Source organism: Alteromonas sp. H39 (assembly GCF_047556435.1).
Taxonomy (GTDB): Bacteria; Pseudomonadota; Gammaproteobacteria; order Enterobacterales; family Alteromonadaceae; genus Alteromonas.
In genome coordinates this window covers 469,823-485,249 of the sequence record NZ_CP180210.1, presented here as the reverse complement: position 1 = coordinate 485,249, position 15,427 = coordinate 469,823, and the positions used below count along the sequence as shown (strand labels likewise).

At 51.2% G+C, this 15,427-nt stretch carries 8 protein-coding genes; 4 read left to right on the top strand and 4 right to left on the bottom strand.

The features are described from left to right. Window positions 1-50 precede the first annotated feature (50 nt). Window positions 51-2,342, bottom strand: a complete 2,292-nt coding sequence (gene parC, locus ACLBLI_RS01970) for a DNA topoisomerase IV subunit A (protein WP_414829505.1) — start codon at window positions 2,340-2,342, stop codon at window positions 51-53. A gap of 621 nt (window positions 2,343-2,963) precedes the next feature. On the opposite strand from parC, the gene ACLBLI_RS01965 reads away from it, so the two are divergent. Beyond that, window positions 2,964-6,089, top strand: coding sequence for a 7TM diverse intracellular signaling domain-containing protein (locus ACLBLI_RS01965; RefSeq protein ID WP_414829504.1), 3,126 nt, complete (start codon window positions 2,964-2,966; stop codon window positions 6,087-6,089). Between the two features lie 241 nt (window positions 6,090-6,330). Here the strand turns inward: ACLBLI_RS01965 and ACLBLI_RS01960 are convergent, their stop codons facing one another. From ACLBLI_RS01960 to ACLBLI_RS01950, 3 genes are all read right to left on the bottom strand, one after another. After that, a complete protein-coding gene (locus ACLBLI_RS01960) occupies window positions 6,331-7,029 on the bottom strand; it encodes a DUF2982 domain-containing protein (RefSeq protein WP_414829503.1) in 699 nt (232 codons plus the stop codon). A gap of 263 nt (window positions 7,030-7,292) precedes the next feature. Beyond that, window positions 7,293-10,445 (bottom strand): efflux RND transporter permease subunit, encoded by a 3,153-nt coding sequence (locus ACLBLI_RS01955; RefSeq protein ID WP_414829502.1) that lies wholly within the window; start codon window positions 10,443-10,445, stop codon window positions 7,293-7,295. After that, window positions 10,445-11,611, bottom strand: a complete 1,167-nt coding sequence (locus ACLBLI_RS01950; RefSeq protein ID WP_414829501.1) for an efflux RND transporter periplasmic adaptor subunit — start codon at window positions 11,609-11,611, stop codon at window positions 10,445-10,447. Before ACLBLI_RS01950 ends, ACLBLI_RS01955 begins: the two co-directional genes overlap by 1 nt. Before the next feature lie 386 nt (window positions 11,612-11,997). Between ACLBLI_RS01950 and ACLBLI_RS01945 the strand changes: the two genes are divergently transcribed. The 3 genes from ACLBLI_RS01945 to ACLBLI_RS01935 are packed head-to-tail and all read left to right on the top strand — an operon-like array spanning window position 11,998 to window position 15,396. Next, window positions 11,998-13,011, top strand: a complete 1,014-nt coding sequence (locus ACLBLI_RS01945) for an aspartate carbamoyltransferase (RefSeq protein WP_414829500.1) — start codon at window positions 11,998-12,000, stop codon at window positions 13,009-13,011. 3 nt (window positions 13,012-13,014) lie between these two features. Further along, the gene (gene hemL, locus ACLBLI_RS01940; protein ID WP_414829499.1) at window positions 13,015-14,295 is read left to right on the top strand and encodes a glutamate-1-semialdehyde 2,1-aminomutase; all 1,281 of its coding nucleotides are present in this window, start codon (window positions 13,015-13,017) and stop codon (window positions 14,293-14,295) included. A gap of 24 nt (window positions 14,296-14,319) precedes the next feature. Then, a complete protein-coding gene (locus ACLBLI_RS01935) occupies window positions 14,320-15,396 on the top strand; it encodes an adenylate/guanylate cyclase domain-containing protein (protein WP_414829498.1) in 1,077 nt (358 codons plus the stop codon). Window positions 15,397-15,427 lie beyond the last annotated feature (31 nt).

Below are 15,427 nucleotides of genomic sequence, written 5' to 3'. Positions count from 1 at the left end.
ATTCTGAGTGTAGACGAGTATAGCGGCTCTACAAGCCGCTGCCTCTGTCCTTAGTCTATCTCTGGCGCATCCGGTTCTGCAGGTGGCTGCTGAGTTTCTACATCAATAGCGTCTACACGCTGCAGTCCGCGGGGAAGTTTATTCCCCCTGCGGCCACGCTCGCCCTGATAATGTTCAAGGTCTGCCGGGCTTAAGGTCATACTGCGCTTGCCGGCAACGATTTTAATCGACGCGCCATCAGGCACTACTGCCAGCGATTTCACATACTCTTCCCGCGACTGTGCTTTCGCTGACGGAATATTGATAAGCTTATTCCCCTTCCCTTTGCCAAGGCTGGGTAAATCGCGTAGCGGGAACAACAGCATACGGCCTTCGCTGGACACCGATAAACACCAGTCGGTTTCGATATTGTGAACCGGTACCGGCTTTATGACTTTGGCTGCAACAGGTAAACTCAAATACGCTTTTCCGGCTTTATTTTTACTAACCATATCAGCGAACTTACCAACGAAGCCGTAACCGGCATCAGACGCCATCAGGAAGCGCTGCTCATCGGCCCCCATCAACACATGTTCAAACCGCTCGCCCCCGACCAGACTGAAACGACCTGTGAGCGGCTCACCCTGGCTTCGGGCGGACGGCAGACCGTGGGCATCACAGGCGAAAGTACGCCCTGACGAGTCCAGAAAGACAGCTGGCTGATTACTGCGCCCCTTGGCGCTTGAGCGATAGCTGTCGCCGGCTTTATAACTAAGCGCTTCAGCATCCACATCATGGCCTTTCGCACAACGTGCCCAGCCTTTCTCAGAAAGCACGACTGTCACCGCCTCAGAGGGTACCAACTCTTTCTCAGATAAGGCTTTCGCTTCGGTACGCTCGACCAGCGGCGATCGTCTGTCGTCACCGTATTTCTCTGCATCGGCCAGAATTTCTTTCTTAATCAGAGTTTTCAGACGACGGTCTGAGCCAAGCAGTTGCTGCAACTTCTCGCGTTCTTCTTCCAGCTCATTCTGCTCACCCTTAATTTTCATCTCTTCTAACTTGGCAAGGTGTCGCAGTTTTAGTTCAAGGATAGCTTCTGCTTGCTTGTCAGATAGCGAGAACCTGCGGATTAATTCTGCTTTGGGCTCATCGAAGGTACGAATAATTTCAATAACTTCATCAATATTCAAAAAGGCTATCATTAAGCCTTCAAGAATATGCAAACGTGCCAACACCTTATCTAAGCGGTACTGCAGGCGTCGGGTAACGGTGTCTTTTCGATATACCAGCCATTCACTGAGAATGGTCTTTAAATCTTTCACCTTCGGTCTGCCATCCAGACCAATCATATTCAGGTTAACGCGGTAATTTTTTTCCAGATCCGTGGTCGCAAACAAATGCTGCATTAGTTGCTCGGTATCAACGCGGTTGGAACGGGGCGTTATCACCAGACGAGTGGGATTTTCGTGATCGGACTCGTCTCTCAGATCACTGACCATAGGCAGCTTTTTCGCCTGCATCTGCGCGGCAATTTGCTCCAGCACTTTGGCACCGGATGCCTGATGTGGCAACGCAGTCACGACAATATCACCGGCCTCTTCATGGAATACGGCGCGCATTTTCAATGAACCACGACCGGTTTCGTAGATTTTTGCGATGTCGGCGCGCGGTGTAATGATTTCCGCCTCGGTGGGATAGTCAGGTCCCTGGACAATTTCCAGAAGCTCCGTCAATTCGGTTTTGCTGTTATCGAGTAACTGCGCACAGGCGTTTGCCAGCTCACGGACGTTGTGAGGAGGAATGTCGGTAGCCATGCCTACGGCAATCCCTGTTACACCATTTAACAGAATATGGGGTAGTCGTGCAGGCAGGACGCAGGGCTCGTTAAGCGTACCGTCAAAATTCGGGATCCAGTCTACCGTGCCCTGCCCAAGTTCTGTCAGCAGCACTTCAGAGAAACGCGATAATCTGGCCTCGGTATAACGCATAGCTGCGAAAGACTTTGGATCATCCGGCGCGCCCCAGTTGCCTTGCCCGTCAACCAGCGGATAGCGATAGGAAAATGGCTGTGCCATCAATACCATCGCCTCGTAACAGGCAGAGTCGCCGTGTGGGTGGAACTTACCTAAAACATCTCCGACAGTACGGGCAGACTTTTTGTATTTGGCATTATTGCTAAGGCCAAGATCCGACATAGCATAGACTATCCGGCGCTGCACCGGCTTTAAGCCGTCAGCAATGTGCGGCAGCGCCCGGTCCATTATCACGTACATGGAATAATTGAGGTAGGCATCCTCAGTGAAACGGCGTAACGGCAATTGTTCGATGCCGTCTCGATTAATAGTTATCTGGTCGCTCATGGGGTATTTTCATGTTGTTATTTACCACTACCACTGCTTACAGCCTGATAAATCCCAGGGAGTTAATTTGACTGCGTGCGCGGCGGCCGAGCCGAAGGGGTCAGCACACTCCTTTACGGCAGCTAATTGATACGCTGCCAGCGAACAGACACCGGCAACATAATTGCGGCGTCTTCTAAGAAAGATGCGAATAAGTCTGTAGTCACTCAGCAAGTCCTGAAGTATGCCGTTGCAAGACAGGGTTGCCAGGGAATGGCAGTCGTTGTTACCAGGACACCTCGCGCTTCAGCATTCGCCCTGCGGTTGTCGTTGGTCTTTTTGACTAACCCCGCCTGGCCTGCAAAAAACCGCCTTGCGTAGTCACTTAGCTGTGAACCTGAGCGACCATAGACTTACTCACATCTTTCCAAAGCTATTGTGGGGTAATCGCGCAGTGAGTGCAATACAGATAAATGTGCGATTATTGCAACGACGATGTTTGCCAGGAATCTGCTGAATGTCGGAGTCAACCGGTATTCACAGTTGGTTATTCTTCTTAATTCACCGATCCGCTTTGTACATTGTTAAACGTGGTGGTTTAATAGATAACATTGGCTTTCAATCACTTCATTTGTCGCTGTCATGTCTGTAGCCCGGATTCTTCTCTCTTTATTAGTTTTAATACTGTCCTTCTCAGGTCCGGCGGCGTGGGCACAGCAACCGCACACCTTGTTCAGCGCAGAGCAGGAAGTCAATCTATCAGACGATTTTCACTACCTTGAAGAGCTCGGTGGGCCTCTTACCATCAGCGACGTCACCAAGCGCAAAGCCGACTTCATGCCCTACCCGAAAAGTAACCCTAATTTTGGGTTCAGAGAAAACGGCCTGTGGTTACGGGTTAGCCTGAGCAATGTCAGTGAAGTCAGTGACTGGGTACTTACCATAAATTTCAGCCAGTTGGACAAGGTCGACTTTTATCTGGTGGATGACGGCATTATAAAGCAAAGCCATCAGGGCAAAGCCCAGACAGAGCAAATATTCCGGATCCCTACCATGCGTATCAGTTTACCCGATACGGATGCTGTCGATTTGTATATCCGTGTAGAGAGCAACTCATCCAGTCTGATCGTGCCGTTAGAAATTAAACCCGAACAGATTCACAGCCAGCAGGTGCAGTGGGATAATTTGCTGTGGGGCCTGTTTTACGGCGGCCTGATCATCCTTGCAATTTATAACCTGGTGCTTTACTTCGGCGTACGTGAGCCAAGCTTGCTGGCCTATGTAGGCTATATTTCTGCTGTCGTACTGTGGCAATTTGTGTGGGGCGGTCATATTCATTTACTGTCCAGTAATGGTTTGCCAACCTGGTTTATCAGCCACACAGAGCTAATTTTCGTAATTATTGGCATCAGCTCCGGCATATTCACGCTGTATTTTCTGGAAACGAAGAAGCACGCCAGAACTGCGCATCCGATACTGATCACTCTGTTGGGTGCTCAGGGAGTCGTGGGCTTGATGTGCATGATTGATATTCTGCCCGCTATCTGGAAAAACAACCTCGTGTATGGTGTCGGTCTGGCAGCCATATGCAGCTATATTTATGCCGGTTTTGAAGCGTTTTTTAACAAGTTTCAACCCGCACGCTACTTTATTTTTGCCTGGACCATGCTCGCGGCAGGCGCCATTATTGGCATGCTCAGTCTGATAGGATTGCTTCCCTCCAATGACTTTACTACCTACTGCTTTCAGGTAGGGGTATTTCTTGAAGCTGGCTTGTTTTCTTTTGCTCTGATGGAGAAAAGCCGCAGCCAGCTGGAAAATGAAGTCGAGCAGGCAACCAACGATTTGCGTAACAACATGGAGTTAATCGAAGAGCAAAACGCCCGTCTGGATATTGCCCGGAAAGATGCGATTAAAGCCAGCAATGTGAAATCGCAGTTCCTGGCAAACATGAGTCACGAGATACGTACACCACTTAACGCGATTCTCGGTTTTAGCCGCGAGCTGACACACTCATCCTTGCCCCACGACCAGCAGGAACAGGTTCGCATTATCAACGCGGCCGCAGATAACCTGTTGAGCATCGTGAATGACGTGCTGGATTTCTCCAAAATCGAAGCAGGTAAGCTTCAGATCAATAATCAGCCCTTCTCGCCTAATCAACTGCTGGAGGAGATGGTCACAATAATGGCGAAGTCAGCCCACAGCAAGCGGCTTGAATTCATCTACGACTTGAAGCCGTTGCCCGAAAAGCTGATTGGTGACATGTTCCGCATTAAGCAGGTGCTAAATAACCTGTTAAGTAACGCACTTAAATTTACGTCTTCCGGCGCAATCACCTTATCGGTTACCGGCAAGGCGCTCCCCCACGGAATTCATGAGCTCGAATTTAAAATTGAAGACACCGGCATTGGTATCAGTCGGCAGGATCAGAAAAAGCTGTTTAACGCTTTTTCCCAGGTCGATGATGCCCTTAACCGCAGCTATCAGGGCACCGGGCTGGGACTGGTAATAAGCCGGGAACTGGTACGTATGATGCGCGGTAACATGAACCTGAAGAGTCAGCCGAATATTGGCAGTACATTCGAAGTAACACTTCGTACCAACCAGCTCAGCCAGAAATATTCCCTGTCTCCTCATGCCGACTGGATTGGCAAACATGTTGTGTTGTTCGACCCCGTGCCGGCAACCCGACAGGCCAGCGCACAGATGCTCAAACTGTTGGGTGCAAAAACGACCAGTGTTGAGTCACTGGCTTACCTTAAATCGCTCGACTGTCACCCGGACTATCTGATGGCTGTGATGCCGGTAAGCAAAGTGCAGTACCGTGACCAGCATCTTAGCGAGTTGGTCCAGTTCCCTGCCAAAAAGCGCATCCTGTGGTATTCAGGACCTGAGCCCTTCAATCAGTATCCCAGCCTGAGTCAGTATTTTCACTCTCAGGTCAGAATGCCAATGACAATCACCAAGCTGGATGGCCTGGTGCACCGGCGAACCAATACTAACCGCAACCCCATGCAGGACAAGCTTGACGCCTTGCCGCAAATTCGCATCCTCGCGGTGGATGATATGGATATGAACCTGAAACTGCTGCATACCTGGCTAGACCAGTCTCCCATTGACCTGACAACGTCGATGAGTGGTCAGGATGCTGTGAACCGTTGTCAGACGCAGGAGTTTGGTCTCATTCTTATGGATGTACAGATGCCTGGCATGGATGGGTTGCAAGCGTCGCGAGCGATTCGCAAAACACCGCTGAATATGGGAACGCCGATCATTGCTGTTACCGCGCACGCTTTCAAAGAAGAGCAGGAACGCTTGTTGCAATCAGGTATGGACGACTATCTGCCGAAACCCATAGAGATAGGGACATTGTTGGATCTTATCCGGCGCTGGTGTCAGACCGCCACGGCACCAGCACAGAACCTGCCATCGCTGGATTGGAACCTGGCCATTAAGCGAACGAACAATAACCATAGCGTAGCCAGAGAGTTGCAACGCGACTTTGTTGCCATGTTGCCGGGTGCTATCGATAACATGAAAATGGAATGGGACGACGGCAATTACGAGGGTCTGAAGGCGGAAGTACACAAACTGCACGGCGCATGTTGCTACGTTGGCATGCCAAAACTTCAGAGCCTGGCGAATAAACTTGAAACCGCGCTTAAGCTTGAGCAGCACTTTCTGGTAGCAGAGTACATGTCAGCGCTGACAATAGAAGCGGAAATTGTGATCGTGGAGTCAAGCCGCAACCAGCATGTCGGGTAGAACGGCGTAGTCAGACAAAGATTTACACTATCGGACTTTATCCTTCTTCGCTGATTACTAAGCTTACCGCTGCGGGGGCGTGCCTGTTTCCAGCCTCAGAAAAGGGCAAATGTGAGGTTTACAGACGTCGACGAGCAACATCCACGCACTCACGAACAACCTTCACCACCACTGGAAAGAAGCAGATAGCAAGTACTCACATTTTTCACTGATTAACGACCCGTCAAAAGCGTTCTTGCCTTTAATCTGTAGCCACAGCGCGGTGTCTCGCTTGCTGACATTCTTTCATCAAAGAAGAAAACTCGCCTGGCGAACGGTCCAGTTCGGTTGCCGAGATAAAAACGTCAAAGCCGAGACGCTCACGTAACTGCGTCATCCGATTGGCCAGCATCGCCTTAATCCCCGTTAATACCTCACCGTCACTAAGCTTAAAGTGTTTATCGTCAAATACCGATTGCTCATAACAACTGCCCGTGGCGCAGTTTTCATCGCGATTTTGCAACAGCAACGGCCGTTGCTCCATTAACAGGTGCGTAGCCAGGCGCGGCGACACACTGCGCAAAAAGGGCGCGTAGTCCTTAATCCGAAATCCGATGGCTTCTAAGTCAACATGATCCAGACCATGTCTGACCCGCGGACAGTCAATCCGCTGAACATTATCCCAATCCAGATCCCAGTTTCCCAAACGATGGTGATAGGTGATTGAATGGGGTGTGATTTCGATACTGTGGTCCGGTTCACGCAGTTTGAACCAGCCAATCAGCAACGCGACCAGAGAAGCACTGGTAATGAAAATGCCGGCGAGAAATAACCAGTCGGGCGCAAAAGACAGCCACAGTGCCGATACCAGCAGCCCGGTTATTCCGATGACAACACTGGTAATACCATTTCGCTTGGATGTGGCGCGAATAAAAATCGGATCGGTGTCAGTTCCAGACATACAGATAAACCACCAGCATTATTATGGCCCACAGCACGTACAACCGAATACGCCGGCATTGTGGACAATCTGTTTGCCACCAGCGTTGCGACCGTCCGGCTCCAGAGCCTGAGTGAGAGTCTTTCATGCTATCTCAATACGTTGAGACCAGAGGTGTAGTTTACCTTATCCGGTAATTGCAATCACTTATCTGGCTACATCACCCAATACAGGGCTAGCCCCGCGGCAATATCAACAACCAAAACGCCGGTATGTCAGAGAATTTAAGCCGGTTGTGGCTGTGCTTGCCCGCCTCGCTTTTTTTGCTGACGCTGGTATCGGCGGCGATGAAACGCGGCCACAATAGTGGGTGTGAATACCAGCGACAGAATGACAGAAAAGCCGACGCCACCGGCAAGCACGACTGCCAGCGGAGGCCAGAAACTCCCTTCACTAAACAGCAGTAATGGAATAAGACCGCCGACAGTGGTGAAGGTAGTGGATAGTATGTGTCTGCTGCATCCCATAGTTTCGGCAACGATAGCCCGGGTACTTCCCATTCTGGCATCAGGATTTGCATTGATTGCGGCGATCACAACAATAGAACCATTAATCGCGACGCCTATGAGCCCGGCCGAGCCCAGCAATGGATTGAAGCCAATCGGCAACCCGGAGATCCACAAACTGCCCATACCCAGGCCAACAGAAAGTATCGCCACCAGCCCGATTACCGAGGCCATACGTACGCTCTGAAACGTCAGAATAAGTGTGGTAATCATTAGCACCAGCAATACCGGCGCATAGGTTCCGAGCTGCCCGAGAGCTTGCTGTTGTTCGTCCGCATCCCCCGCCATATGAATTCGAAAGCCATCTGGTAGTGCGATATTGTCCTCTATCAGCCCTCGTAGCCGGTTACTGACATCAACTGCTGGGATCCCCGGCAGTAAAAAAGCCTGCACGCGGTTGACACGCTCTCCGTTGAGACGGGTGATTCCACTCAAACTGGGCACCAGCGCCAGATCGCCGATGGCATTGAGCGGCACCCACTCACCCTCACGTGATAAGTTGGCGCTAACTAACGGCATAGCTTCTGCGATGGAGAGGTCCTCTCTGACATCATCTGAGTATCGAACGCGAACGGGCACATCTTCGGTGCTCTCCAGAATTGAACCTCCGGTTTGGCCTGCCAGGTTAACCTGTAACTGCCCGGCTAGCTGCGACAGTGTCAATGCGGAAAGCGTCGTAGTGGTACTGTCGGTGCGTACCTCCAGTGCGGGTTCACTTAAGGTGATAGACGCCGTTGACTGAGATAAGCCGGGTATCCGGCTCATAAGTTGCCTGACTTGCTGACCAAGTGAATTTAACTGTTCGAGATCAGGCCCAATAATTTCAACCTCGATGGGCGCGTCAATCGGGGGACCCTGTCCAAACGCTCTCACCACGATTTGCACGGAGGGAAACGCTGTCACAAGATCGCGCTGCAAATCGCCGATGAGCGTTGCTGCCTGACTTACCGATTCTGATGTGACTACTGCGTTCGCAAAATTAGGAGTGTTGTCCCGTTTCATCACCTGGTTATAGTAGACCGATGGCGCAGACCCGCCTACCAGCCAGGTGACATCCGTTACATCGCTGCGCTCGCGAATGTAGCTATCAATTCGCTCAACCAACGCATGCGTGTGCGTAATACTGCTACCATCCTGAGACCAGACATACACTTCAAACTGGTCACGATCGGCACTGGGGAAAAATACATTCGCGAGTTGGCCAGATAACCCAAACCCCGACAAACAGAGTGCAACTACGACCGGCAGCACTAGTCGAGGACGCTGGATCCAGCCGGCCAGCGTGGCGCTGAATGCGGCTGTCAGTGACGGCGTCTGTATGCCCTGAGACCACCAGCTGCGGTTAACTTCGCCATGCCTTGGCAGGAAGCGGGCTGCCAGCGCGGCAATGATAGTGAGTGAAATAAACAGCGAGCCAATTAATGCCATAACCACACTGATGGCAATGGGACTGATAAAGTCGCCGATATTTCCGTTGAGCAAAAATATCGGCATAAAACCAAGAATAGTGGTGAGCGTTGACGCCAGCAACGGCGCGAAAAGGTGACGCACGCTGACGGTAAGTGCCTCCAGCCGACTGTAGGCGTCGTCTTTCAGATTAATGCGAATTTCGTCGGTGATTACTATCGCGTTGTCAATCAACAGGCCGATAGCGATTATCATCCCGAAAATCGACATCTGATGGATTTGTTCATTGTAGAAACTCAATGAAAACAACGTAAATCCGGCACATAAGGGCAACGCCAGCCCTACAATCCATGATGCCCTTACGCCCATAAAGAGCAAAATGACAAGCATTACGACCACACACCCCATTACCAGGTTTTGCGTTAACTCACTAAGCCTGGCATCCGTGTACTGGTTCTGTTCAAATACTACCGTGGCCTTAACCGAGCCAGCGAAGGCGTGGTTGAAACTATCCACCGCTGCCAATGCCTGTGACGTCCACCTATCTACCCTTACCGTGGTTTGCATTCTGGCGGCAACAAACACGGTTCGCTCACCATTCACGATGGCAATATCCTTAACCGGCTTTTCCCAGCCACGATAGACACTGGCGACATCCCCCACACGAAGATAGCGCCCGGCACTGTTAAGTAGCGGAACATCACTGACCATGTCCACGCCATTAAAGGCGCCAGCCATATCCAGTCGCAACTGCTTTTGCCCCGGATAAAGTGTGCCTGCCGGTAATTTAGGATCGGCGGCACGAATGGCATTTGCCATATCTGCTATCGTCAAACCCGACGCCGCCAGCCGCGATGGCTCTACTTCCACCACGATCTCTTCTTTCGGCGCACCGTATACTCTGACGAGCTCCGTTCCCCCCACGTTGCGCAGTCTGTCAGCCAGCTCTTCAGCCAGTCTTGCGGTCATTGGCAGTGGAAGGGGCGCATCCTGTTGAGACGAAATAGATAACAGCAGGGTAAATGCAGTTGCCCCGCGTTTCTCATCGAAAACCGGGGCGGCAACACCTGCAGGAAAATCTGCAGCGGCTGCGTTTAAGGTATCTCTGACTTCACTGAAAAGTGACTCGTTCGAGCTGCTGTCTATCCAGTCCTGCGTTTCAATTGTCACGATAGATATGCCGGCCCGTGACGTCGAACGTACTTCTTTAATTTCATAAATTTCGCGCAGGCGATCTTCAATAGGATCAGTGACCAGGGCCTCTACCCGCTCAGCGGATGCGCCTGGATATGCTGTAATTATGAGCGCATTGCGTGTGTCAATTCGCGGATCTTCCAGTCTTGGGAGGGTCGAAAGCGCCGATAATCCAGCCACTAACAGGATCAAAATGCTCAATACAAGCAGATGTCCCCGGCGGAAAAACAAGGTGTACCAGGGTGAAGGAGGGACCGAAGATGCAGACATTACTTCAGCCCCGCCGTATCATCGTAGGCTGTTGTAACTGATACCGATTGTCCTGGTGCAAGACGATGCGTCCCCGACACGACGAACTGGTCTCCTTCAGATATCGCTCCTCTGACAAAGGCGCGCTCACCGTCTGTATAGATAACCTCGACGGTACGACCTTCCAGAACGGGCTCGCCACCCTCAGATGTTTCGATAACAAATAATCGCCACAAACCGCGCGTGCCATTACTGAGGGCCGTGACCGGGACCCAGGCTCCCCGCTCTTCGTGTTCTTGCCCGGTTTGCATACTGGCCATGTCACCCGGCATCACCCCACTAACTGGCGGCAGCGTGACCAGAATATCGATAGTTCGCGTTGCCTGCTGTCGCAACGCCAGACGATGCGAAATTTCACCGCTCAGTAACTGGCCATTCACTTTCAGTTGCACACGCTCTCCGGGCTCGGCTGCACTAGCGACATCGGCAGGAAGTGCAAAACGCGCCTGCAAAGACGCCTGGCTGGTCAGCGATACGATGGGTGTGCCCGCACTGACCACGGTACCGGCATCGATCATCCGCGCATCGACGACTCCCGCAAAGGGGGCAAGTATCACAGACTTTTCACTTTCTACCTGAAGTGACTCAAGAGCAGCTTTGACTTCGTTAACCTGCGCCGATGCGGCTTCAACCTGTGCTTTGGCTTCATCTAAACGTTGCGCAGACTCCACCTGACTGTTTACCAGTGACTGTATTCTTTCTACGGTCAGTGAAGCTAACCTGGACTCGGCTCTGGCCCGCGCAAGGCCGGCATTCAACTCTTCTCGTTGCGCCTGCAGCCGCTGTGTATCTAACATCGCTATCTGCTGTCCTTCACTGACACTGTCGCCTTCCTCTACCAATACCTCAGCGACCAGGCCGTCTCTTTCAAATCCCACTTTTGCCTGCCTGGGGGATTCAATTAATCCGTATACTGTCACCGGCATATAAAAGCCGCTTTGAAGCGTAATGGGTTTTACATCGACCCGCGTTGCAGTGGCCTCGCTGTCTTCTGCGCCAACCTGAGAAAAGCCGGCAGCAAACAACAGAACAACAAGAGCGCCCCCAAACACAATAAGTGCAGCCCAAAGCCGCCGAAAATGCTTTCCCTCAGGCTGTGAAGAAACTGGCGTCGGAGAGTAGGCCATAGGTGGAGTCCTTGAATGTCGAAACGTGTTGTTGAGAGAACGCGTATAGTGTTTGTACAGCTCTCATGCTAAATTATAAATACTAGACCGTCCAGTTTGATAATTAATTTTTTAGCAAAAATGTTTTTTGACCGCCTTCGTTGCCGTGCTTACCGGCAAGAAGTGAGGGAAAAGCAATGAAAACCCTGCTTATTTTCATCCTCACGGCTGAAAACAACGATACCTAATCGAGTTACAGAAAACCGCTTTCTGGTGAAACCATGACAGACCTTTAGGCAGTCTGCTTCGCTTTGGCGTCAAAACGCTATCTTCCCTCGATCATTACATTACACCTTCACGCCTTTTTGTTAGACTATGCCGCGTTTTCACTCGGTGATGAGATAGTCATGACAGAATTTACTGGCAATCATATTCTTTCGGTTAATCAGTTTGATCGCGATGCCATTGATAAAATATTTTCAGTAGCGCACTCCATGGAACCCTATGCTCGCCGGGAAAAGCGAACCACCGTGTTAAACGGCGCGATTCTGGGCAATCTGTTTTTCGAGCCAAGCACGCGTACTCGGGTAAGTTTTGGTACGGCTTTTAACTTGCTAGGCGGTGAAGTCCGCGAGACTACCGGCATGGATAACTCCGCGCTGGCGAAAGGCGAGTCGCTGTTTGATACCGCCCGGGTGCTCAGTGGCTATTCAGACATTATCGCCATGCGCCACCCTGCCGCAGGTTCTGTCAGCGAGTTTGCTGACGGCAGCCGGGTGCCGGTGATTAACGGTGGTGACGGTGCGAACGAACACCCTACCCAGGCCCTGCTGGATTTGTTCACTATCAAGCGTGAGCTTAACTATCATGGTAAAGGCATTGATGGCCTGCACATCGCTATGATTGGTGATTTGCGCTATGGGCGAACCGTGCATTCACTCTCGCGCTTGCTGTGTCTTTATAAGGATGTGCGTTTTACGCTTATTTCCCCGAAAGAGCTGGCAATGCCACAACCGATCGTGGACGCCATCAACGACGCGGGGCACAGACTCACCATAACCGAGCAACTGGAAGGCAACATGGATGCGGATATTTGCTATCAGACCCGCATCCAGGAAGAGCGCTTTCCCTCACAGGAAGAAGCCAATCGCTATCGCGGTAAATTTCGTCTGAATCAGGCGATTTACACGCGCCATTTTCAATCTAAGACCGTCATCATGCATCCGCTCCCGCGGGATAGCCGTATGGAAGCGAACGAGCTGGACAACGATCTGAATATCAACCCGAACCTGGCCATTTTCCGTCAGACCGACAACGGTGTACTTGTCAGAATGGCTTTGTTTGCCCTGACACTCGGGGTAGAAGATCTGGTAAGTAAATACGAACGTGATGTGGTCTGGTACAGCAACAAGAGCAGTTAAAGCATGCAAAAATCAATAGCCTTATTCGAGCGCGCCCAGAAAACCATTCCTGGCGGCGTCAATTCACCGGTTCGTGCATTCAAAGCGGTTGGCGGCACACCACCATTCATTCAAAAAGCAGATGGCCCGTACATCTGGGATGCGGACGGTAAGCAATACATCGACTACGTTCAGTCCTGGGGACCCATGGTTTTGGGGCATAATAACGAGGCCATCCGTAATGCCGTGGTTGAAGCCGCGCAAATGGGGTTGTCGTTCGGTGCACCTACCGAAGCCGAAGTGTATATGGCTGAAAAGGTCAAAGAGATGGTGCCATCCATGGAAATGGTGCGCATGGTTAACAGCGGCACCGAAGCCACCATGTCAGCCATTCGTCTGGCGCGTGGCTATACTGGCCGCAATAAAATCATCAAGTTTGAGGGTTGTTATCACGGCCATGCGGACTCGTTGCTGGTGAAAGCTGGCTCAGGTGCACTAACGCTGGGCGTTCCCAGCTCACCAGGGGTTCCGGCAGAAGTCGCGCAACACACGCTGACGGTAGAGTTCAACAATCTGGACAGCGTCCGTGAAGCCTTTGCAGAACACGGCGAAGACATTGCCTGCATCATCACCGAGCCGGTAGCCGGTAACATGAACTGTATTCCACCGGTGGAAGGCTTTTTAGAAGGACTTCGCGAGATTTGTGATGAATACGGCAGCGTATTGATTTTTGATGAAGTCATGACAGGCTTTCGTGTCTCGCGTGGCGGTGCGCAGGAGCGCTACAACGTGAAGCCGGACATGACCTGTCTGGGCAAAGTGATCGGCGGCGGTATGCCGGTAGGGGCATTTGGTGGTCGTAAAGACATCATCACTCACGTTGCCCCAACGGGGCCGGTTTATCAGGCTGGCACATTGTCGGGTAATCCCGTCGCGATGGCAGCCGGCCTGGCCGCACTTGCACAATTGCAGGCAGAGGATTTTTATCCGTCTATATTTAAAAATACGCAGGCACTTGCTGATGCGATGGTAGAACTGGCGAAAAAGCACGGTATTCCGTTAACATCCAATGTTGCTGGCAGTATGTTTGGCATTTTCTTTACTGACGTTGAGCGAGTGACCAACTATCAGCAGGCCATTAACTGCAATACCGAGCAGTTTAAGGTGTTTTATCACGGTATGCTAAATGAAGGCGTGTACCTTGCACCAGCGTCATACGAAGCCGGATTTGTATCCAAGATGCATGATGAAGACATCATCTCGCGTACGTTGGAAGCCGCCGACAAGGTATTTGGAAAGCTATAACTTACCCTGGAATTTCCCGTGACGATGACATACTGGATATTATTTGCCCTGACCTTAATTTTCGGGCTATACAGTGTTGTTGTCACGGTGTTGTATCTTCGCCAATCTGACTCAGATTCAGTGACGCTGGCCCAGCAGCGCGCGCGCAGTGCTGCACTCCTGAACGAAGCTGAAAAGGCTCGCCGGTTTAAGGATAAAGCCGATGAGGCTATGCGACTTAACCAGACCTTCCAGAAGTTTGTTCCCAGACAATTTGTCGATCACTTTGCCAAGCACGGCAGGTCCACGCTGGAGCTAGGCCACGCCGACGAGGACGAGGTCGCCATTCTGTTTTGTGACATCCGCGGGTTCACCGGCTTGTCAGAGCAAATGTCTCCTCAGGAACTCATGAGCTTTCTGAATTCCTATTTTCTGAGAATGAATGATCCCATTCATCAGAACAGAGGGTTTATCGATAAGTTTATCGGTGACGCCATTATGGCGTTATTTGATCATCCCGGCGGTAGCCATAAGGACAAATCCCGTGATGCACTTAATGCCGCCATCGATTTAAGAAAGGCATTAACGATATACAACGAGCACCGTCGCAACAGTGGTTATGCAGCAATCAATGTGGGCGTTGGAATTCATTTTGGTCCGGTTATTCTTGGGACAGTTGGCTCAGACGATCGTATGGATACCACGGTAATCGGAGACAGCGTGAATATTGCTTATCGACTGGAAGCGTTAGCGCCGAAATACAATGCTGATATTGTCGTAAGCAAACAGCTACTGGAAACTATCGGCGCAGATTATCCCATCAGAACACGCTTACTTGATTGGGTGCGGGTAAAAGGCCGACGTTCGCCAATTGAAATATACGAAGTACTGAGTCATCTTCCCATCGAAGAACAGGATGCCCGTTTCTCCATTCAGTCTCAGATTGCAGAAGGGCTTGCCTGCCGCATCAAGCAGGATTGGGAAGGCGCGCTGGGTCACTTTCATCAGGCAGTGGACATCAATCCTGGAGATTTGCTTGCCATTCACCATATCAAGGTGTGTGAACGCTATCGCCAGCTTGAACTGAGTAAAGAGTGGGATGGAGCGTTAGCAACGCTGTAGCATTGCTGCTTTCAGACTGGCGTGGAAATCC